Source organism: Oryzibacillus soli (genome assembly GCF_051594765.1).
Taxonomy (GTDB): Bacteria; Bacillota; Bacilli; order Paenibacillales; family NBRC-103111; genus Paenibacillus_AR.
Map to the genome: position 1 here is coordinate 23,603 of NZ_JBPPGJ010000007.1, position 21,873 is coordinate 45,475.

19 protein-coding genes are annotated in these 21,873 nt (G+C 58.1%); 16 read left to right on the forward strand and 3 right to left on the reverse strand.

Going from position 1 to position 21,873, the window contains the following annotated elements; all coding sequences use genetic code 11:
• Positions 1-139 precede the first annotated feature (139 nt).
• The 3 genes from citZ (at position 140) to ACSEXW_RS10805 (ending at position 3,221) form a co-directional block, all read left to right on the forward strand.
• Positions 140-1,252 carry a citrate synthase gene (gene citZ, locus ACSEXW_RS10795; protein ID WP_438446158.1) on the forward strand — a complete coding sequence of 371 codons (1,113 nt, stop codon included), beginning with the start codon at positions 140-142 and terminating at the stop codon, positions 1,250-1,252.
• Between the two features lie 97 nt (positions 1,253-1,349).
• A complete protein-coding gene (gene icd / locus ACSEXW_RS10800) occupies positions 1,350-2,645 on the forward strand; it encodes an NADP-dependent isocitrate dehydrogenase (protein WP_438446159.1) in 1,296 nt (431 codons plus the stop codon).
• 150 nt (positions 2,646-2,795) lie between these two features.
• The gene (locus ACSEXW_RS10805) at positions 2,796-3,221 is read left to right on the forward strand and encodes a hypothetical protein (protein ID WP_438446160.1); all 426 of its coding nucleotides are present in this window, start codon (positions 2,796-2,798) and stop codon (positions 3,219-3,221) included.
• A gap of 7 nt (positions 3,222-3,228) precedes the next feature.
• Here ACSEXW_RS10805 and yfbR read toward each other — a convergent pair whose 3' ends face one another.
• A complete protein-coding gene (gene yfbR / locus ACSEXW_RS10810; RefSeq protein WP_438446161.1) occupies positions 3,229-3,828 on the reverse strand; it encodes a 5'-deoxynucleotidase in 600 nt (199 codons plus the stop codon).
• 6 nt (positions 3,829-3,834) lie between these two features.
• Complete coding sequence (locus ACSEXW_RS10815) at positions 3,835-5,028, reverse strand: polysaccharide deacetylase family protein (protein ID WP_438446162.1); 1,194 nt, start codon at positions 5,026-5,028, stop codon at positions 3,835-3,837.
• 122 nt (positions 5,029-5,150) lie between these two features.
• Between ACSEXW_RS10815 and ACSEXW_RS10820 the strand changes: the two genes are divergently transcribed.
• From ACSEXW_RS10820 to ACSEXW_RS10830, 3 genes are all read left to right on the forward strand, one after another.
• The gene (locus ACSEXW_RS10820; protein WP_438446163.1) at positions 5,151-6,689 is read left to right on the forward strand and encodes a fumarate hydratase; all 1,539 of its coding nucleotides are present in this window, start codon (positions 5,151-5,153) and stop codon (positions 6,687-6,689) included.
• Positions 6,690-6,877: 188 nt separating this feature from the next.
• Positions 6,878-8,674 (forward strand): two-component system histidine kinase PnpS, encoded by a 1,797-nt coding sequence (gene pnpS / locus ACSEXW_RS10825; protein WP_438446164.1) that lies wholly within the window; start codon positions 6,878-6,880, stop codon positions 8,672-8,674.
• An 87-nt stretch (positions 8,675-8,761) separates the two neighbouring features.
• Positions 8,762-9,484, forward strand: coding sequence for a response regulator transcription factor (locus ACSEXW_RS10830; protein WP_438446165.1), 723 nt, complete (start codon positions 8,762-8,764; stop codon positions 9,482-9,484).
• A 116-nt stretch (positions 9,485-9,600) separates the two neighbouring features.
• On the opposite strand, the gene ACSEXW_RS10835 is transcribed toward ACSEXW_RS10830, so the two are convergent.
• The gene (locus ACSEXW_RS10835) at positions 9,601-10,482 is read right to left on the reverse strand and encodes a helix-turn-helix domain-containing protein (protein WP_438446166.1); all 882 of its coding nucleotides are present in this window, start codon (positions 10,480-10,482) and stop codon (positions 9,601-9,603) included.
• Positions 10,483-10,622: 140 nt separating this feature from the next.
• Between ACSEXW_RS10835 and ACSEXW_RS10840 the strand changes: the two genes are divergently transcribed.
• The 10 genes from ACSEXW_RS10840 (at position 10,623) to ACSEXW_RS10885 (ending at position 21,870) form a co-directional block, all read left to right on the forward strand.
• Positions 10,623-11,708: a Gfo/Idh/MocA family protein gene (locus ACSEXW_RS10840; RefSeq protein ID WP_438446167.1), complete on the forward strand. Its 1,086-nt coding sequence runs from the start codon at positions 10,623-10,625 to the stop codon at positions 11,706-11,708.
• On the forward strand, positions 11,705-12,496 hold the full coding sequence (locus ACSEXW_RS10845; protein ID WP_438446168.1) for a sugar phosphate isomerase/epimerase family protein: 792 nt from the start codon (positions 11,705-11,707) through the stop codon (positions 12,494-12,496). The genes ACSEXW_RS10840 and ACSEXW_RS10845 overlap by 4 nt, the downstream gene beginning before the upstream one ends.
• A gap of 432 nt (positions 12,497-12,928) precedes the next feature.
• The gene (locus tag ACSEXW_RS10850) at positions 12,929-14,872 is read left to right on the forward strand and encodes an endonuclease MutS2 (RefSeq protein ID WP_438446378.1); all 1,944 of its coding nucleotides are present in this window, start codon (positions 12,929-12,931) and stop codon (positions 14,870-14,872) included.
• A gap of 88 nt (positions 14,873-14,960) precedes the next feature.
• Positions 14,961-15,134 carry a Spo0E family sporulation regulatory protein-aspartic acid phosphatase gene (locus ACSEXW_RS10855; RefSeq protein ID WP_438446169.1) on the forward strand — a complete coding sequence of 58 codons (174 nt, stop codon included), beginning with the start codon at positions 14,961-14,963 and terminating at the stop codon, positions 15,132-15,134.
• Positions 15,135-15,408: 274 nt separating this feature from the next.
• Complete coding sequence (locus tag ACSEXW_RS10860) at positions 15,409-16,134, forward strand: DUF421 domain-containing protein (protein ID WP_438446170.1); 726 nt, start codon at positions 15,409-15,411, stop codon at positions 16,132-16,134.
• A 15-nt stretch (positions 16,135-16,149) separates the two neighbouring features.
• Positions 16,150-16,620: a stage V sporulation protein AC gene (gene spoVAC, locus ACSEXW_RS10865; RefSeq protein ID WP_438446171.1), complete on the forward strand. Its 471-nt coding sequence runs from the start codon at positions 16,150-16,152 to the stop codon at positions 16,618-16,620.
• Positions 16,621-16,626: 6 nt separating this feature from the next.
• Positions 16,627-17,640 (forward strand): stage V sporulation protein AD, encoded by a 1,014-nt coding sequence (gene spoVAD, locus ACSEXW_RS10870; RefSeq protein ID WP_438446172.1) that lies wholly within the window; start codon positions 16,627-16,629, stop codon positions 17,638-17,640.
• Positions 17,641-17,656: 16 nt separating this feature from the next.
• Positions 17,657-18,007, forward strand: a complete 351-nt coding sequence (gene spoVAE, locus ACSEXW_RS10875; RefSeq protein ID WP_438446379.1) for a stage V sporulation protein AE — start codon at positions 17,657-17,659, stop codon at positions 18,005-18,007.
• A 348-nt stretch (positions 18,008-18,355) separates the two neighbouring features.
• Positions 18,356-20,590: a bifunctional diguanylate cyclase/phosphodiesterase gene (locus tag ACSEXW_RS10880; RefSeq protein ID WP_438446173.1), complete on the forward strand. Its 2,235-nt coding sequence runs from the start codon at positions 18,356-18,358 to the stop codon at positions 20,588-20,590.
• Positions 20,591-20,910: 320 nt separating this feature from the next.
• On the forward strand, positions 20,911-21,870 hold the full coding sequence (locus ACSEXW_RS10885; protein ID WP_438446174.1) for an AAA family ATPase: 960 nt from the start codon (positions 20,911-20,913) through the stop codon (positions 21,868-21,870).
• Positions 21,871-21,873: the final 3 nt, after the last annotated feature.

Consider the following 21,873-nt stretch of genomic DNA (forward strand, 5'->3'; position numbering starts at 1 on the left):
AATTTGTTCACAAGTTCGCAAAAAAACGTTATTATGAAGTCATGGGTAAACGATAAAACTTGCTTATGGTTATGTTTGGCACATTGGGTGATCCTATTGTTTATGCCTAAATTCGCAAGCGCAAAGGAGAGACGTGAGAATGACGGCTACCAAAGGTTTGGAAGGCATAGTGGCGACCACTTCCTCCATCAGCTCCATCATTGACGGGGTCCTGACCTACCGCGGCATCGACATCGACGAGCTGGCGGAGCATGCTTCCTTCGAAGAAGTAATCTACTTGCTGTGGTTCGGCAAGCTGCCGAATGAATCCGAGCTGGCCCAGCTGAAGCGGGATCTGAACGCGCAAGCGGCGATTCCTTCGGCCATCGTGGAACAGCTGAAGCTGTTCCCCAAGGATACGAATTCCATGGCGGCTCTCCGTACGGCAGTATCGGCTCTTGCGCTTTACGATGCGGAAGCCAACGATATGAGCGCGGCTTCGAATGTGGCCAAGGCGATCAAGCTCCAGGCGAAGCTGCCGACCATCGTAGCGGCATTCGCACGGATCCGTGACGGTCTCGAACCGATTGCCCCTAAAGAAAACGCATCCATCTCCGAGAACTTCCTTTATATGCTGACCGGCAAGCAGCCGGATCCCGTCGCCATCGAAGCACTGGACAAAGCGCTGGTGCTTCATGCGGACCATGAGCTGAACGCCTCCACCTTCGCCGCACGCGTCACGGTGGCCACTCTCTCCGACATCTACTCCGGCGTCACCTCCGCCATCGGCGCGTTGAAGGGGCCTCTGCACGGCGGAGCCAACGAAGCGGTCATGGCTATGCTGGAGGAGGTCGGCACCGCCGATAATGTGGAATCCTATGTGAACCGCAAGCTGGAGAACAAGGAGAAGCTGATGGGCTTCGGCCATCGCGTCTACAAGAACGGCGACCCCCGTGCCAAGCATCTGCAGAAGATGTCCTACGAGCTGGGCAAGATGACCGGCAACCTGGAGTGGTACAACATGTCCGTCAAGATTGAGGATATGGTTGTCAGCCAGAAGGGCTTGAAGCCGAATGTGGACTTCTATTCCGCGTCCGTCTACACCATCCTGGGCATCCCGCGGGATCTGTTCACGCCGATCTTCGCCATCAGCCGCACCTCCGGCTGGACCGCCCATATTCTCGAGCAGTACGAGAACAACCGCTTGATCCGCCCGAGAGCGGAATACGTGGGACCGGTCAGCCAGTCCTATGTTCCGCTGGCGCAGCGTTAAGATGCAAGGGAATGCCGCTTGACGGGATTCCATCCATACATCATCAATAGCCGGGTTTTCACCCGGCTCCATCACATGTTCAGGAGGGTTTTGAATCATGCCACAATTTGAGCAGTACTCCTTGCCGACCGAGGGCCAGCCGATTACCATCGACAACGGCAAGCTTGTCGTCCCTAACAACCCGATCATTCCCTTCATCGAAGGGGACGGCACCGGTCCCGACATCTGGGCGGCTTCCAAGCGCGTTCTGGATGCGGCTGTGGAGAAGGCCTACAACGGCCAGAAGAAGATCGCCTGGTACGAGGTATTCGCCGGCGAGAAAGCCTTCAACCAATTCAACAACTGGCTGCCGGCCGACACGCTGACCGCCATCCGCGAATATATCGTTGCCATTAAGGGACCGCTGACCACGCCGATCGGCGGCGGCATCCGTTCCTTGAACGTAGCGCTTCGCCAGGAGCTGGACCTGTACGTCTGCTCCCGTCCGGTCCGTTACTTCGATGGCGTTCCTTCGCCGGTGAAGCGTCCGGAGCTGGTGGACATGGTCATCTTCCGCGAGAACACGGAGGACATCTATGCCGGCGTCGAATGGCAGGAAGGCACACCGGAAGTGAAGAAGGTCATCGAGTTCCTGCAGAAGGAAATGGGCGTGAAGAAGATCCGCTTCCCGGAGACCTCCGGCATCGGCATCAAGCCTGTCTCCCGCGAAGGCTCCGAGCGTCTCGTACGCGCTGCCATCGAGTATGCGATCCAGCACCAGCGCAAGAGCGTCACGCTGGTTCACAAGGGCAACATCATGAAGTTCACCGAGGGCGCCTTCAAGAACTGGGGCTACGAGCTGGCGGAGCGCGAATTCGCCGACCAGACCTTCACGTGGGGCCAATACGACCGCATCAAGGCCGAGCAGGGCCTGGACGCAGCGAACAAGGCTCAGAAGGATGCGGAAGCCGCCGGCAAGATCATCGTGAAGGACGCCATCGCGGACATTGCCCTGCAGCAGGTGCTGACCCGTCCGACCGACTTCGACGTCATCGCAACGCTGAACCTGAACGGCGACTACCTGTCGGACGCCTTGGCTGCCCAAGTCGGCGGCATCGGCATCGCGCCGGGAGCCAACATCAACTACGTGACCGGCCATGCGATCTTCGAGGCTACCCACGGCACCGCTCCGAAGTATGCGGGACTGGATGTGGTCAACCCGGGCTCCGTCATTCTGTCCGGCGTCATGATGCTGGAGCATCTGGGCTGGCAGGAAGCGGCCGACCTGATCTATAAGGGTATGGAGACCTCCATTAACAACAAGACCGTGACCTACGACTTCGCACGCTTGATGGAGGGCGCCACCGAAGTGAAGTGCTCCGAGTTCGCCAACCAGATCATCGCCAACATGTAAGCTCGTGACGACCGCCCGGCCCACTCGGCCGGGCGGTCTTTCGCTGTGGCGGACCACGTTTCGTTTGCGGCCCGTCCGGTGATTCGGTATACTACTACTGAGTTCAGGTTATGCCATTTTTTGCATTCCGCGATGGAGGGTTCCAAGTTTATGTACAAATTGATGTTGTTTTTGCACCTGTTGGCTTCCACGGGCATGGGCTTCTATCTGTTTCTTCCGTTTCTGGTCGGACGGCTCGGAGGCAAGGCGGATGCGGCACAGGCCGGCTTCGCCGGGCTGCTTGTGACCTTCAACCGGGTGGGGCAGTACCTTTTGATCGCCCAGCTCCTGACCGGCGGCTACCTGATCGGACAAGGCAGCTATTCCCACGTATGGGCCGGCGTCATCGGCGTGTTGTTCCTGGCCATGGCCGCTATGGCCGGCATGTTAGGCGGGCCGCTGAAGCGTCTGCGCGACAGCCTGTCCCAGAACAAAAACGCCGGAACGGATGCGGGTAAAATCCGCACGTTCGGCGTCCTGATCGGAGTGCTTTATTTCGTGATTCTCCTGCTTATGAAATATCCGGAATGGTTCTGATCCAGCATCAGTCCTGAGTTCCGGACAGCTCGTCCAGCGATTTCTCCAGACTGGGCGCCAGATGCTCCATAAAGTACCGCACTTCGGGCAGATCCAGCTCATCCAGGGTCTGTCCGATTTGTTTTTTCGCCGAGGCGAATTCCCGGTTGCCGGCGGATACCTCTGTCGTGCACTTGATATACGCGTCCAGCAGGTCCGCCGCCTTGATATAGATCAAGTGGGGGTCCGCATTCTTCTTCCCCTCCAGAAGCGGCTTGTATACGGGCTGAAGGGCCTTCGGCAGCATGCCGGAGAGCCGCTTGGCGGCCCGGTCCTCAATCTTGCGGAAGTTGGAGAGAATCTCCGGGTTGTGGTGCTTGACGGGAGTCGGGATATCTCCGGTGAACACCTCGGTGGCATCATGGAACAAGGAGGCGGAGACCAGCTGTCCTGTCGGGATGGACTTCCCGTAGATCTCATTGCCGATGGTGCACAGCAAGTGGGTCAAGAGCGCCACGTGGTAGGAATGCTCGGCCACGCTCTCGTGGGAGATATTGCGCATAAGGCTCCAGCGCTTGATATATTTCAGCCGGTACATGTAAGCGAGAAAATGGTTCTGATGGTCCATCTCGGATCATCCTCCTTTTTGGGGCAGCTTCATGCCCTCCGTATGGTCCACGTCGCTCCGCTCGGGAGGTTGGGTGGTGTACGTCTGGGTCGAAGCATCAAAGTATATCGGCAGCTTCAGAATCAGCTGCAGGTCCTGCAGATCGATGTAGCTCCGGTTGCCCATCACCTTCAGCGGCTCCTTCAGCTTGATCTCGGTCCCATCTGGGCCGATAACCGCAGACTTGTCCGGCCGGAAGCGGTAATCCATCCCGTTATATCCGATATGGAGACTGCCGTCCTCCTTGCCCTTGAACAGCTCGCCGCCGATCTGCTCCACCGTTTCCCGAAGGGGGACCGTATCGTGGGGATGCTTGACCGCCGATACCCGGCGCATGATCATATTGTGCAGCGTCTCCGGCTCCACATAGGGACTTCCCGCGTTGATTCTCGGGATCCGCATGGGGTCGGACTCGCGTGTGGTCATCTTCGGCATGATGGTGAAGGCCATCTTGATGCCTCCCGCCTTGAGAGCGTCCGCCGCCTCTTCATTGTAGATGCCGAAGGGGTAGGCCAAGGCGTTGCCGCTGCCCGGATAGACCTCGTTCACCTTCCGGACGCAGGCCTGCGCGTCTGCCGTAATGCGGCTCTTATACTCATCCGTGTTCTCCGTCCGGTTGCCGGACACGGGGATCCTCTGGGTCAGAAGCGCCTTGCCGTCCAGCTTGTCGTGAAGGGCATCCGTGTGGCATTCGATGTCCGCCACCCCCTTGGCGGCATAGAGGCTCTGCAGCTCCTTGCGGCTCATGAAGGGGATATTGCCGGATAAGGGATCGTCGATGGTCCCCGTGATGATGAAGTTCACGGCGGGAATATGGAGTTCGTTCAGGATGGGATATGCATTCTGGTAGAAGCTCTCATAGCCGTCGTCGAAGGTGATCAGCACGGCATTGGAAGGCACGGGAGATCCCTTCATGAACGCCTTGAGCTCGTCCAGCGTAATGAAATGATAGCTCTTGCTCTTCAGATAAGTCAGCTGGTCGCGGAACAGCTTGGTTGTGACCGTGCCGGAGCTCTTGTCCTGATCATGCACATGATGGTACATCAGAACCGCCACTTGGTCGCGGTAGAGCTCCTTCGGCCGGAAGACGCTGAGCGAAGTTACCGCAACCGTCCCTGACATGAAGAGAAGCAGGCAGATTCTCAATATAAATTTGACCATTATGTGACAAATCTCCTTGTTCTAAGATAGCGGTTTCCCCGGGAGTTCGTTATAATGAGGGGAGACATAAACCATTATAGGGGTATGGGGATCGAAAGACAATGAGAGGAGAGCTAGGGACGATGCAGCAGTTTCAGTTGAGCATGTACCGGCTGATCGTGGAAACCTCCACGAATCTGCCCGGCGACGTACGCAAGCGGATTAATGAAGCGCGGGAGAAAGAGGACCAAGGCACCCGGTCTGCCCTGTCCCTATCTACCATTGCTGACAATATCGAGATGGCGGAGTGCAATGTGTCTCCCATCTGCCAGGATACGGGGATGCCGACCTTCGTGGTCCACGTGCCGGTCGGCGCCAACCAGATCGCCATGAAGGAAGCTATCCGCGAGGCCGTGCGCCAAGCGACCAAGGACGGCAAGCTCCGGCCCAACTCCGTAGATTCTCTGACAGGCGCCAACAGCGGGGATAACCTGGGCCCCGGCACGCCGGTCATTCACTTCGAGCAATGGGAGAAGGACGAGATCGACGTCCGCCTCATCCTGAAGGGCGGCGGCTGCGAGAACAAGAACATCCAATACAGCCTGCCGTGCGAGCTGGAGGGCTTAGGCAAGGCCGGCCGGGATCTGGACGGGATCCGCAAGTGCATTCTGCACGCGGTGTACCAGGCCCAGGGGCAGGGCTGCAGCGCCGGCTTCATCGGGGTAGGGATCGGCGGCGACCGCACGACGGGCTATGAGCTGGCCAAGCAGCAGCTGTTCCGTTCCGTGGATGATGTGAATGCCAACGGGGAGCTGGCCAAGCTGGAGGAGTACATCCTGGAGCACGCTAACCGTCTGGGTATCGGAACCATGGGCTTCGGCGGTCAGGTGACCCTTCTGGGCTGCAAGATCGGCGTCATGAACCGGCTGCCGGCCAGCTTCTTCGTCTCCGTCGCCTACAACTGCTGGGCGTACCGCCGCCAAGGCGCCCTGATCGATCCCGAGACCGGCGCCATCAAGTCGTGGATCTACGGCGGCGAGGAGAAGGTCCCGATGGCGAAGCTCTCCGATAGCGAAGATGCCGCTCCGGCGGAGCGCCGTGAGGTGGTGCTGCAGACTCCGATCACGGAGGAGCAGATCCGCGGACTGAAGGTGGGCGATGTGGTCATCATCAACGGTCTCATCCATACCGGACGGGACGCCCTTCACCATTATCTCATGGAGCACGATTCCCCGGTGGATCTGGACGGGTCCGTCATCTACCACTGCGGTCCGGTTATGCTGAAGGACGATGCAGGCGAGTGGCATGTGATGGCCGCAGGCCCGACGACCAGCATCCGGGAGGAGCCGTACCAGGGCGACGTCATCAAGAAGTTCGGCATCCGGGCGGTCATCGGCAAAGGCGGCATGGGTCCCAAAACGCTGAAGGCTCTGGGCGAGCACGGCGCCGTCTATCTGAATGCCATCGGCGGAGCGGCCCAATATTACGCCAAGTGCCTGAAGAAGGTGGAGGGCGTCGACTTCCTGAAGGAATTCGGCATCCCCGAGGCTATGTGGCACCTTCAATGCGAAGGCTTCGCCGCCATCGTCACCATGGACTCCCATGGCAACAGCCTCCATGCCGACGTAGAGAAGACCTCCATCGAACGGCTGGCCGAGCTGAAGGAGCCCGTATTCAAGTAAGCGGATAGTCGAACACCGGACTCCGGTCAGGGCGAGAACGCCCGGCCGGAGTTTTCTTCTTTACGATTCCTTTACATGTTTCGACATGGAGGAGAGTGGATTTTACCGCTTCGACAAGGTACCATTAGGAAGATACCTGCAGCCGGGAATCGCGCTGCACGGACACTTATCCAACGATGGAGGCATTCATGCATAAATTTCGCGTTAGGCTGACCGTCATCTTCATGCTCCTGATCGGCTCGTCGGTGCTGCTGGCGGGCATCATCATGGCCAAGCTCCTGGAGAACTCCTACAAGGAGGCTCTTGTCATCAATATGGAGAGGGAGAGCCACCTCATCATCGCCATGATGGATTGGAACCGGAGCGGCTCCACGGAGGAGCTGACCCGGTATTACTCCGAAACGGCGCGGAGCCTGAAGAAATCTGCCGACGCCCGGGTAACCATCATCCGCTCGGACGGAACCGTCATCGGGGAGTCCGATGAGGATCCGGGTCATATGAACAACCACCTGGACCGGACGGAGGTCCGTGAGGCCGAGGCGAAGGGCGTAGGGAGCAGCGTCCGCTTCAGCAGCACGTTAGGCCACAATATGCTGTACGTGGCGGTTCCCATCCGCAAGGGAGAGAACGAGACCTTCGGCTATCTCCGGCTGGCCACGGACCTGATGGACGTGGAGAAGGCCGTGCGCAAGCTGTGGATGTTCCTGCTGGCCGGCTTAGGCATCCTGTTCGTCGTCGCCGGGATCATCAGCTACCGGATCGCTTTCGGCTTGACCCGTCCCTTCGAGAAGATGACGCGGGTGGCGCGTCAGATTTCCAATATGAACTATCAGTCCCGGGTGACGATCCGGACCAAAGACGAGATCGGCGAGCTGGGGGAGGCCATCAATACCATGGCGGACAGCCTGCAGCTTCAGGTGAACCGGATCAAGGAGAATGAGGGCCGGCTGAAGAGCGTCCTGGAGAACTTAATGAGCGGGGTGCTCATGATCGACCGGGAGGAGCGGATCGCGCTCTTGAACCGTTCGGCGGAGGAGATTCTGGGCTTCACCCAGGAGGAGCTGCTCGGCCGGAAGTACAATGAAGCCAAGCAGCCCTTCGAATTCACCCAGCTCATCGGGGAATGCATCCAGACCAAGGAGCCGATCCGCGATGAGATGATCTTCTACTTCCCGGAGGAGCGGATTCTGGAGGTCAACCTGAATCCCATGTTCCAGTCCCAGGAGGAATGGGCGGGGATCCTGATCGTGCTTCACGACATTACGGCCGTGCGGAGGCTGGAGCGGATGCGCAGCGAGTTCGTCGCCAACGTCTCCCACGAGCTGAAGACGCCTATCGCGGCGGTCAAGGGCTTCGCGGAGACGCTGCTGGCAGGAGCCTTGAACGATACGGAGACGGCCCGGTCGTTCCTGCAGATCATCTTCGATGAGAGCGAGCGGCTGAACCGGCTCATCGGGGATATTCTGGCCCTGTCGAAGATCGAGTCGAAGCGGATTCCGCTGCATTTTTCCCCCGTGCACGTGAAGAGCTTCATGGAGAATACCGTGAACGTCATGCGGGCGGAGGCCGCCAAAAAAAGAATCGACCTGGAGCTCCAGGCCGAGGACGATCTCTATATGGAAGCCGATGAGGACCGGCTGCGCCAGATCATGATCAACCTGCTCTCCAACGGCATCGCCTATACGCCGGAGGGGGGCAAGGTGAAGGTCCGGATCTATGCCGCCGACGGCGGGGAAGGCCAGGATCCGGAGACGATCCGCTTCATCATCTCGGACACGGGCATCGGCATTCCGAAGAAGGATCTGCCCCGGATCTTCGAGCGGTTCTACCGGGTGGACAAGGCCCGTTCACGCAGCTCCGGCGGCACCGGACTGGGACTTTCCATCGTGAAGCACCTGGTGGATCTGCATAAGGGACACATTGCCGTAGAGAGTCAAATCGGCGCAGGGACGACTTTTATCCTCGATCTGCCTGTCCTTCATTGACAAGTCGTTCCAAACGGCTATACAATTTTAATAGATTCTAAATAATTCCGGCATCCCAGCCGGATACCGAATAATTTGGGGGATCCCATGGCGCAGAACATATTGGTCATCGAAGACGAACCGACGTTAGCCCGCCTCTTGTCTTATAATCTGTCGCAGGAGGGTTACGACACCAAGGTGGTGGACCACGGCGGAGAAGGGCTGCAGGAGGCATTGCAGCAGTCTTACGATCTTATCATATTGGATATTATGCTGCCCGGCATGAACGGCTTCGAGGTGCTGACGAAGCTCCGGCAGAAGGGCTCCAAGACGCCGGTCATCATTCTGACCGCCCGGAATGCGGAGGAAGAGGTGGTCCAGGGGCTGAAGTGCGGGGCTGACGACTACATCACGAAGCCCTTCGGGGTGGCGGAGCTGCTGGCTCGTGTGGCGGCCGTTCTCCGCCGCAGCTCCTCCGAGGATGAGGGATCATCGGACAAATCCGCTTCCTCCGAGAAGGTCATCAAGGTCGGAGACCTGCGGATCTATCCGGAGAAGTACGAGGTACAGCTGAACGGGGAGCTGATCCCGCTGCGGCCCAAGGAGTTCGAGGTGCTGCTCTATCTGGTCCAGCGGCCCGGCGTCGTGGTGACGCGGGACGATCTCATGAACATCGTCTGGGGCTTCGATTACATCGGCGGCCAGCGGACCGTGGATGTTCACGTGAGCTCCCTGCGCAAGAAGCTGGAGATGAACCAGCAGTCGGTCCAGATCGACTCCATCCGGGGCGTCGGCTACAAGCTGGTTACCCAGGCTGTCATGAAGCCGTAGCCCGGAGCGCTGCGGCAATCGTTAGATACAGCAAGAAGGCCTTCGGTCCGCACGCAGCGGAACGAAGGCCTTCTTGCTGCCGGCGGTAAGGCGAACCCGACGTAAGCTTGAAGCGGTCAGGCATTCCAGCCCCGCTTCTTCCGGTATTCGTTGGGCGAGATCTGGTTGATCTTCTTGAATACCTTATAGAAATGGGCCATGTTCGGCATGCCGATGCTCTCCGCCGCCTGGGCGACGCTGACGTCCTGGGTCAAGAGAATGCGCTCGGCCTTTTTGATTTTCTTGTAATTCACGTATTCGAGGAAGGACATGCCCATGACCTTCTTGAAATATTTGACAAAATAGAAATAGCTTACGTTGGCCACCCGGCACGCATCCTCTACCTGGATCCGTTCGTCCAAATGGGCCTCCACGTAATCCAGCACGGGTTTCATGCGAAGCAGCTCCCCCTGCTCCTTGAGCCGGATCAGCTTGCGGCTGTCGCCGCGCAGCAGAACCAGGACGATCCTCTTGATCAGGAGGCTGACGGCCATCTCGTAGCCCTCCCGCTTCTCCTTCACTTCCTGCTGAATCTCCTTGATCGTCTCGAACAAGGTCCGGCGCGCCTCCGGATTCTCCCGGAAGATGTAGTTCAGCCGGTGCAGCGGGAAGCCCGGGTCCGATATGGCACGGTAATAGGGAAGCGTGCTGTTCTCCAGATACTGCTCGATGTCGAATTGGAATACGATGTAGGAGAGGCCGTGCTCGGCGAACGAACGGTCTCTGTGCAGCTCCTTGGCGCCGATCAGAACCACGTCCCCGGACTGAAGGGTGTAATGGTCATCCTCCACATCCAGCTCCAGCAGTCCGTCCCGAATGATGATGATCTCCAGCTCCTTATGGTAGTGCCACTTGGTGCCGCCGTCTCCCTTGGCGTCCAGCTCGAAGACCCGGACGGACATGAAGGGATTCTCATAGGCGATCTTTTCGTTGTAGGCTTGCTCGGGCGTAAGCTGCATGACCAACCTCCAAATGGCAAAATAGCATACAAGGACAACCAGAACGGCAATTTCTTTTTGCGGTTGGCGGGTCTATACTACAATTGTAGTCGGAACAAGACATCTTTTAAAGTGGGATTCAAAAGGAGGAGCTTCATTCCATGGCACAAAAGCTGAAAGTAGCGATTATCGGCTGCGGCGGGATCGCCAACGGCAAACACCTGCCCGCACTTGCGAAGCGAGACGACATCCTGGAGCTGGCCGCGTTCTGCGATATTATTCCGGAGAGGGCCGAGAAGGCAAAGGCCGAATACGGCACGGAGGAATCCCTTGTCGTCGCGAATTACAAGGAGCTTCTTGACAACGCTTCCATTGATGTGGTGCATGTCTGTACGCCGAACGATTCCCATGCGGAAATCACCATCGCCTTCCTGGAGGCCGGCAAGCATGTCATGAGCGAGAAGCCCATGGCCAAGACAGCCGAAGCCGCCCGCCGCATGCTGGAGACAGCTGAACGCACCGGAAAGCTCCTGACTGTCGGCTACAACAACCGGTTCCGTCCGGACAGCCTGTACCTGAAGACCATCTGCGAGCAGGGCGATCTGGGTGAGATCTACTTCGCCAAGGCCCATGCCCTCCGCCGCCGCGCCGTCCCAACCTGGGGCGTATTCCTCGACGAAGAGAAGCAAGGCGGAGGCCCGCTTATCGATATCGGCACCCACGCGCTGGACCTGACCCTATGGCTTATGAACAACTACGAGCCGAAGGTGGTTCTGGGCAGCTCCTTCCGCAAGCTGGCGCAGCGTGAGAACGCCGCCAACGCCTGGGGTCCGTGGGATCCGAAGGAATTCACCGTGGAAGATTCCGCATTCGGCATGATCACCATGAAGAACGGCGCTACCGTTTATCTGGAATCGAGCTGGGCGCTTAATATCCGCAAATCCGGCGAAGCCATCGTCACGCTTTGTGGCACCGAAGCCGGAGCCGATATGTGGGATGGCCTCTACATCAACGGCGAGAAGCACTCCAAGCAATATGTGGAGGAGATCCAGCTGGGAGCAGGCGGCGTGGCTTTCTACGAAGGCAAGAGTGAGAACAATGTGGACGTAGAGATGCGCTGCTGGTATGACTCCATCCTGAAGGGCTCTCCGTTGGTGGTTACACCGAAGCAGGCGCTGGTCGTATCCGAGATTCTCGAAGCAATCTATGAGTCCTCCAACACCGGGAAGGCTGTGAGCTTCGAATGATGAAGCTGGGAATCATCGCCGAATGCAAGGTGGAGAGCTTCGAAACCGCCCAAGCCAAGGGACTGGAGTTCGTCGAGTTCTGCATCAATGTGGGGCAAGATCCGGCCATCCTGAGAGATCAGATTCCCGCATTCAAGGAAGCGATCGCCCGGACCGGCGTCACCGTCGGCTCCATCGGGCGATGGGGCTCCAACCGCATTGCGGAGGACGGCTCCCTGGTGGAGGAGGAGCTTCAAGCCTCCTATCGGCTGATCGATGCGGCTGCGGAGCTGGGCTGCCCCAACTTCGTCTGCGGCGTCAACTACGTGGAAGGCCTGTCATTCTATCAGAACTGTACCTCCGCCATCGCTTACTTCTCCACCCTCATCGGGTATGCTTCCGCCAAGGGCGTGACCGTGTCGGTCTACAACTGCCGCTGGAATAACTACGTGCACAGTCCGGACACCTGGAGGATCATCGCGGGCCATCTGCCGGAACTCGGGATCAAGTACGATCCGTCCCACTCCCGTTATGACGGCGGCGATTATCTCCAGGAGATGAAGGAATGGGGACATCGCTTCAAGCACGTTCACATCAAGGGCTCTGTACGCATCGGAGGCGAGCGCTTCGACGATCCGCCCGCCGGTCTGGACCAGACGGATTGGGGCACGTTCATGTCCATTCTATACGCCAAGGGCTACGACGGAACACTCAGCATCGAGCCTCATTCCAAGACTTGGTCGGGGGAGCTTGGCGATAAGGGCGTTCAGTTCACGATCGATTATATGAAGAAGCTGCTGTTCCGATAAAGTCTCTTATATCCAAATTTTCCGTTGTAAACGGAGGATGGTACGGGTACAATAGAGGGGAATAAGTGTTTCGAGGAGATGGATGTATGTCCGGGGTCGTTCTTAACTAAGCGAATTTCATATTCCGATTGCTTGGATAGGCCGTTTGAGCTTGCCGTTGTTTTCCTTGTCAAGACGAGGGGGTACGGTACGCTTCTATGACGATGCCTCACTCCGGGTAGCGGTATGATTTCCGGTTAAGAACATACGGACCCTGATCCATATCCGAGGCAGCCTGCTTCGAAGGATGAATCAAGCCGTGCTCTTGCGCACGGCTTTTTTGTTTTATCCTTCCGCACGACAGGTTTGCCCGGTGTATACGAGCAGAGGACGGATGGCCGTTCTCTGCTTTTTGGCGTTTCCACTAATATATTGCGGAGGGATTCGAACATGATGAAAGAAAGCATGCTGCTGCGTTTGGAATATCACAAGGTTACGGCCAGATTAGCCGAATACACGGTGTCGGACATCGGAAGAAGAACGGCGGAGGGCTTGACGCCCTCCAGCATGCCCGGCCAGATCCAAGCGCGCTTGGATGAAGCGGAGGAAGCCTTGGATCTCTATCACAGAAGCAGCAGCATTCCGCTTCCTTCCATGGAGGGTATGGAGTGGGTGCTGGGCCATCTAGGCAAGGGGTATGTGCTGGCGGAGAACGATTTCGCCTCGGTGCTGACCTTTCTCCGGTCCGTGTCGCAGCTGAAACGGTTTATGTCCCGATGGGAGAGCGTCTCCCCCAGCGTCAGCCTGTATGCCCGCTCGCTTCGGGATTACAGCAGCCTGGCGGAGGAGCTGGAGCGCTCGATCCGCAACGGACGCGTGGCCGATGCGGCAAGCCCGGAGCTGTCTAAGGTGCGCAAGATGATTATGGTCCAGGAGGAACGCCTGAAGAAGAAGCTGGATTCCATCCTGAACAAGCACAAGAAGCTGCTGCAGGAGACCATCATCAGCCAGCGCAACGGCCGTTACGTCATCCCCGTGAAGAAGGAACACCGGAAGCTGCTTCCCGGTACGGTGCTGGATGAGTCGTCCAGCGGGCAGACCGTATTCATCGAGCCGGCGGAGCTGGCGGTTGTCCAAACAGAGATGAACGAGCTCCGGTTCCAGGAGAGCATGGAGGAGCAGAAGGTGCTGGCCCGTTTGACCGAGCTGGTGGAGCAAGAGGAATATGCCATACGGTCGGACATGGAGACGGTGGGCCATTACGACTTCCTGTTCGCCAAAGCCAAGCTGGCAACGGACATGGGCGCCCGCTCCGTACGTCTGAACGAAGAGGGACGGATCGTCATCCGGCAGGGGAGGCACCCCCTTCTCGGAAGCAAAATGGTGCCGCTGGATTTTGCCATCGGTGGTGATTGCAGGGCACTGATGATTACCGGCCCCAATACGGGGGGCAAAACGGTGGCGCTGAAGACCGTGGGTCTCCTGACCCTGATGGTCCAATCCGGCATGCTGGTTCCCGTACAGGAAGGCAGCGAGTTCTCCGTCTTCCGGGCGGTGGAGGCGGATATCGGCGACGGCCAGAGCCTGGAGCATTCGCTCAGCACCTTCTCGGCCCATGTGAAGCAGCTCATCACCATATTGGGTGAGGCGGACGCGGGCACCTTGATTCTGCTCGACGAGCTGGCTACGGGAACCGATCCGGGGGAGGGCATCGGACTGTCCATCGCCGTGCTCGAGGAGCTGTACCGCCGCGGCGCCACCATTATCGCCACTACTCATTACAATGAGATCAAGGATTTCGCCGCCGTGACACCGGGCTTCCGGAATGCCCGGATGGAATTCGATACGGAGACGCTGTCCCCGTTATACCGCCTGACCATCGGAGAAGCGGGCTCCAGCTATGCGTTCCAGATCGCGCTGAAGCTGGGGATGGACCCGGCCGTCATTGAGCGGTCGAAGGAGATCACAGGGGCCAAAGCCCGGAACACGGACGTCTTCCAGGTCCCCCCGCCGTCCACCGCACCCGGCACCCTGCAGAAGAGGACGCAGCCCGGCCGGAAGGACGGTAGTCCGAAGCGGGAGCAGGAGAAGGAGCGGATGCAGCAGGAATTCGCGGTCGGGGACAGCGTATGGATTCATCCGCTGAAGCGGGCCGGCATCGTGTACCGTGCCGCCGACGAGAAGGGAATGGTCGTCGTGCAGGTGAAGAAGGAGAAGCTGGTGTTCAACCGGAAGCGGCTCGCCCCCTATATTCCGAAGGAGGAGCTGTACCCCGGAGCGGACTATGATCTGGATATCGTCTTCGAAAGCGTGGATGTCCGGAAGGCCAGAAAGCAGATGGGCAAGAGACATGTAGAGGGGCTGCAGATCGAGCAAAACTTTTCGATTGACGAGTGACATTCATCACAGATAACGAATCTTGGGCCATCGTATACTGACTTCGAAATTATTTTCCGATGCTGGGAATTTTTCGGGGGGTGTGGGCTTGCAGGAACGGGATCTTTATTACAAGCTAGAATTGCTTACAGACAAGCTCCACCGGATTGTGGATGAGAAGAAGGGAAACCTGCGCGACCCCGGCGTCCTGGAGGTCAGCCAAGAGATGGACCGGCTGATCGTCTCCATCCAGAAGAGCCGCTTGCAGCTTCTGAAGCCCTGAAGTGCCCATGATCCGGTTCCCCCTGCGCCCGCTGCGGCATACGATGTAGGGTCATACCATATAGACGGGAGACCTGCCGGATGGAAGCCTGCCGCTTGCCTTTATTGGTGTTGGTTTTGTTTGTTTTGTTGGTGCTGGTTCTTATACTGTGGATGTAGCTGCAGCTTCGGCAGCCCGGGTAACCGGGCTGTTTCTTTTTTGGTATTCATAAATCTTGAAGCGGCTGTAAACAATTAGTGAAACAGCATCTGTACAGAAAGGGAGTAACGCTACAGTGCCGGACTGGGGATATATGGCCGTTCGGGCTCTCGGCTCGATCACGTTTCTGTTTGTCTTGACTAGAATCCTCGGGAAGAAGCAGATCTCTCAGCTCACGTTCTTCGAGTATGTCACCGGCATCGTCATCGGCGATTTGGCGGGCTTCATGTCCACGGATCTGGAGAATAACTACTGGCATGGAGTTACCGCCATGCTGGTCTGGTTTATTGTGCCGCTGGCTGCTGAGAAGCTGGCCATGAAGAGCAGACGGGTCCGGGGCTGGCTGGAGGGACGCGGGACGGTAGTGATCCAGGACGGAAGGGTGCTGGAACGCAATCTCGGGAAGGAGCGGTATACTGCAGACGAGCTGCTGGAGCAATTGCGGACGAAGGGGGTCTTCAACCCCGCAGATGTGGAATTTGCCATTCTCGAGGCAAGCGGAGAGCTAAGCGTCCTCTTGAAGGATGAGAGACAGCCGTTGACTCCTGCCTCCCTCGGTATGAAGCCCGGCCGCAAGAAACCCCCGCAAGCGGTTATGATGGACGGGGAAGTGCTGGAAGATGGGCTTGAATACCTGAATCTGGATCGCACCTGGCTGATGAGGGAACTGGAGAAGCGGCAGTTTGTGCCAGGTCAAATCTTCCTGGCCGTAGCGGACCAGGACGGCGGCTTGTATATCGATGTATACCGGGATCAAGTGCCTCCCCGGAAGCGTCGGCGGCTTCGCAAAAACAACTGGTGAAAGGAGCGGGGAGTCTTGGGAAACGGGAATGGATCGGGCAAAAAGCAGCAGCGGGAATACCAGAAGCTGGCGAAGGAAATGGAGCCGAAACGGCCGGTTTTGCGCAATTGTTTGGTCGCTTTTGTGGTGGGAGGCCTCATCTGCATCTTGGGTCAAGCTTTGATGGAGCTGTTTATTCGCATCTTTCATTTCAGTGAGAAGACGGCCGGCAATCCTACGGTAACCACCTTGATCTTGATCTCGGTGATTCTGACGAGCCTAGGCGTCTACGATAATATCGCCCAGAAGGCGGGGGCCGGTACGGGGGTTCCGGTTACGGGCTTCGCCAATTCCATGTGCTCCGCAGCGCTGGAGCACCGGAGCGAGGGCTTGGTGCTGGGCGTCGGGGGCAATATGTTCAAGCTGGCCGGGTCCGTGCTGGTATTCGGTACCGTTGCTGCGTTTTTTGTAGGCTTGCTGCATTGGATCTTTACTTACGGAGGGTGATGCGGGATGCTGGTGGGACGCCAGAGCTGGAGCTTTGACCGGGGCCCTGTAATTCTCGGGGCAGCTGCCGTGGTCGGTCCGGAGGAAGGAAAAGGGCCTCTCGGACAGGATTTCGATATCGTGCATGACACCATGGAGATCGGCGAGAAAACCTGGGAGAAAGCGGAGAAGAAGCTGATGCTCGACGCAGCTGACGAAGCGGTAAGGAAATCTGGAGTGGATCGGGATTTCATCAACTTCTATGTCGGCGGGGACCTCCTGAACCAGATCATCAGCAACAGCTTCGCGGCGCGCACATTGGGGATTCCTTACTTCGGCATCTTCGGGGCATGTTCCACCTCCATGGAGGGACTCGCCTTAGCCTCCATGATGGTCCATAAGGGCGCGGCCCGGCATGTCCTTGCGGGTACCTGCAGCCATAACTGCACGGCGGAGAAGCAGTTCCGCTATCCGACGGAGTATGGGTCCCAGAAGCCCCCCTCGGCGCAGTATACGGTAACGGGGGCGGGTGCGGCGGTCATCGGCACGGAGGGGGACGGGCCCCGGGTCGTACGGGCGACGATCGGCCGGATCGTCGACTTGGGAATCAAGGACCCTTTCAATATGGGGGCCGCCATGGCTCCTGCTGCTGTGGACACGATCATGACCCATTGCCGGGATTTCGGCATCACTCCGGGGCATTATGATCTGATTGTGACCGGAGACTTGGCGGCTGTAGGGTACGACATCGCGCGGGAGCTGTTCGCCCGCCATCATTTTCCCATCGGAGAGACGGATTACCGGGACTGCGGCCTCATGATCTTCGACCGGGAGAGGCAGTCCGTTCAAGCCGGCGGGAGCGGGTGCGGGTGTTCAGCCACCGTCACCTATGGCCCTCTGCTGCGCAGGCTGCAGGCCGGAGAACTGAAGCGGATCCTGGTTGTGGCGACCGGGGCGCTATTGTCGCCCATCTCCTTCCAGCAAGGAGAGAGCATCCCGGGCATCGCCCATGCGGTGGCCATTGAGAGCGGGAGGGGGTGAGAACGTGGATACCGTCATGATGTTCGTAAAGGCCTTTCTTGTCGGCGGCGCCATCTGTGTCATCGGCCAGCTCATGATGGACGTGCTGAAGCTGACGCCGGCTCATACGATGAGCACCCTGGTGGTAGTCGGTGCGCTGATCGACGGCTTGGGCTGGTACGATCCGCTCATCACCTTCGCGGGTGCTGGGGCAACCGTGCCGATTACGAGCTTCGGCAATGCGTTGACCCATGGGGCTCTGGAGCATGCGGACCAGCACGGCTTCATCGGCATCGTCATGGGCATTTTCGAAACGACCAGCGCGGGTATATCCGCCGCTATCGTCTTTTCCTTCCTGGCGGCATTGTTTTTCCGGCCCAAAGGTTGATGCAGTAATATTAAACGACAAAATTCGATAATAATTGTCATGAAGCCCACCCGGAAAGCAGGAGTGAGGCTTTTTTTGTCGTATACAATTAGGGAGTCGATACCGTTCTAAAAGGAGAGGATCATCATTGCTATAACGACCGAGTACCTCTTCTTTGCCGTCATTCTTGGAGTCATCTTCGTGATCCTCCATCTTTCGGTTCTCCGAATGTACAGGGCGGAAATGCGGAGCAACGGAATTCACCTTCCGTTTCGGAGGCCCTTCTTCACTGCTCTTTCAGCCCTGCTGCTGCTGACCGCCGCGGGGACAGCCTTAGCCGGGGCGCTGGAAAGATCGGAGCGTGAGGAGATGAAGCGCTCCGTCGAAGCATTGGCCGTTGCCTACGCCGGCATGCTGAGCCAATTCGAGCTGGAGCCGTTGAATGAACGGACTCCCGACGTCAGCAACTACTACACATACTTGAATGAGATGCTTCGCAAGTGGATGATGGAGCAGCCCGGGATCCAATCCATGTATGTGTTGAACAAGGACGGTTCGGGGAGACCCTATTACATATTGGGACCGGAAAAGGATTATAACCGGAATGGACGCATTGACGGCCGGAGGGAAAGCAGAGTGCCTCTCGGAATGCGCTATTACGCCCGCCTTCCAGAGCTTGACCATGCGTTCGCCGGATTGACCAGCACGCAGAGCAAGCCCACCGATGACGACCGGGGACTAAGCTTAAGCACCTTCGCCCCAGTCCGAAGAGATGACGGCAGCGTTGCCGCTGTCATAGCCGTCGGACTGGACGGCAAGAAGGTGAACGCTCAAATGGGGATGGAGCGGTTGAAGGGCTACGGCCTGCTCCTGATCCCTTATCTCGTGATCTTGGGTACATACTGGCTGTATCTGCGGACAAGAATGGAGAAGCTGATCCTGTCTTCCAAGCAGCGGGAGCTGCTTCGGCATGAGGAACGATACAAGACGTTGTCTGATTCCAATGTGGAAGGCATGGTCATCCACCGCAACGGTGTTATCCTGGAAGTAAACCGGGCGCTCTGTGCCATGTTCGGCTATACCGCCGGCGAGATGATCGGCAGCACGATCTTCCCGCTGATCCTGCCGGAGGACTACCCGATCATTGAATCGAAGATGAAGGCGAACGTCCAGGAGGTCTACCGCCTCCGCGGCCGACGCCATAACGGCGAGGTTATGGATCTGGAGGTTCATGTCAACATCTGCCTCTTCAACGGCGAGACGGCGAGAGCGGTGGCGCTGCGTGACATCACCGACCGGCGGAGGCAGGAGGAGACCATTTATCGTCTGGCGTATTACGACGAACTGACTGGCCTGCCCAACAAGAAGCGGTTCCTGCGCAGCTTGAACCGCTGGCTATCCGCGGCAGGGGAAGGGCGGGCGGCGGTTTTCTTCATGGATCTGGACAAGTTCAAGCCCATCAATGACAGCCTGGGCCATTCGGCAGGCGATGCCGCCCTGAAGGCCTGCACCGAGCGCTTGTTGAAGGAGCTGCCCAAGGGGGGGCGGCTGGCCCGGTGGGGCGGGGACGAGTTCATCGTTCTGCTGCCGGATGTTCTGGGACGCAGGGAAGCGGGGGAATTGGCCGCCCGGTTTGTCCGGGCGCTGGAAAGGCCGATTTATTGCAAGGATATCCCCGTGAAGGTGGGGATCAGTGTGGGGATCAGCCTATACCCGGAGGACGGAACCGATGAGGAGACATTGATCCGCAAGGCAGATGCGGCCATGTACATCGGCAAGAGAACAGGCGGCGGATCGGTTCGATTCTACGATTCGAGCCTGCAGGAGAAGGCGGAGCAGCGGGTTCGGCTGGAGCAGGAGCTAAGATTGGCGCTTGCGCAGGGACAGTTTGAGCTGCACTACCAGCCCCAGGTGCTGATGGAAACCGGGGAGATCACGGCGGCCGAAGCCTTGATCCGGTGGAAGCACCCGGCCAAAGGGTACATTCCGCCAATGGAATTCATCCCGATCGCCGAAGAAACCGGGCTGATTCTGGAGATCGGCGATTGGGTGCTCCGTCAAGCCTGCCGCGATATGAGCCAGATGCAGCGGGAAGGACTGTCTTCGCTTCGAATTGCCGTGAACTTGTCCGCCCTGCAATTCGGCAAGGAGGACCTGGCTGATACGGTCCGTTCCGTTCTGCAGGAGACGAAGCTTGAGCCCCGGCTGCTGGAGCTGGAGATTACGGAGACGATGATGATGGATCCCGTCCATGCGCTGGGGGTGCTGGTGCAGCTGAAGAACTTGGGGGTCCGGATCAGCATCGACGATTTCGGAACAGGGTTCAGCTCGCTGCACTACCTGAACCGGTTCCCGATCGACAAGCTGAAGATCGACCGCTCCTTCGTCACCGACCTGAACGGGGGCGAGGCGCCGATTACGACGGCCATCGTCTCGCTGGCCCGGACGCTCCGGCTCGAGACCATTGCGGAGGGGGTCGAGACCCCTACCCAGGCGGAGCATCTTCAGAAGCTGGGCTGTACGCTGGCCCAAGGATACTTGTACTACAAGCCGATGACGAAGGAGCAGCTGTTCCAGCTCCTTCACAGCCGGCTTGCCGGATGACGGAGGGCCTTGGGCCCTCCGTTTTCCATTGAACTCAAATCCGGCCCCGGCCGGATTTTTTGCATGTCCGGCGAAACGGCGCGTCAGCGGGCGGGCCCGGTGTTTTGTGCAAGATGACGAAAAATCTCAAGGGCCGGATGGAGATTCCTACAAAGTTTTTGCCAATGCCTGCTTGTATACGAACTTATTACAAATCTGTAATATAGAAATGATATAATGAGAAAAACTTCATCGGACCAACGGGAGCAGACAGACGAGGAAACGGGATGAAGGTAATCTTGCCATAGATGCTACAGCATTACACACGAGGAGGAACAGACATGGAGGCCGTACTGCAGGAAGACATCCTGATGATGAATCAGATCAAAGCGAATCTCGAAGCCTGTATTATGGGAAAAAGTCAGGAAATCGGACTTCTTCTTACCGCGCTATTGGCGGGAGGCCATGTGCTCTTGGAGGATGTGCCCGGAACCGGGAAGACGGTCCTGATCAAGGCGCTGGCCCGTTCCATCGAAGGTCAGTACCGCCGCATCCAATGCAATCCCGACCTGCTTCCTACGGATATTACAGGCGTTTCCATCTATCATCCGAAGAATGAAGCGTTCTTGTTCCGGCCGGGCCCGATCATGACCAATGTGCTGCTGACGGACGAGATCAACCGTGCGACGACCAAGACCCAGTCTGCCCTGCTGGAGGCCATGGAGGAACGCCACGTGACCGTGGACGGAGAATGCTATGAGCTGCCGCAGCCGTTCCTGCTTCTCGCCACCCAGAACCCCATCGACTTCGAAGGGACCTATGTGCTGCCCGAGGCCCAACTGGACCGGTTCATGATGAAATTCAGCTTGGGATATCCGGATGAAGCGACGGAGAACAAGATGATCTTCTCCCAGAGCAAGGGCCATCCGATTCATGAATTGAAACCGGTTGCGGCCGCTGAGAAGATTCTGGAGCTCCAGGACAAGGTGCGAGCCCTCCACATGGATGAGGCCGTCGGAGAATATACGGTGACCCTGGTCCGCAAGACCCGGGAGCACCCCTCCGTCTTCCTTGGGGCCAGTCCGCGGGCCACCCTTGCACTGGTCCAAGCCGCGAAGGCGTATACGTTCCTGCAGGGACGGGATTACGTCATCCCCGACGACGTCAAGGTGCTGGTGCCGTTCGTCTTGGGCCACCGCATCCTGCTGCATGTGGAAGCCCGGATGGACGGAGCGACGGTGCAATCCGTTCTGGAGTCCATTTTGGGGCAGGTACGCGCACCGGTCCGATTGGAGCGTTGATCG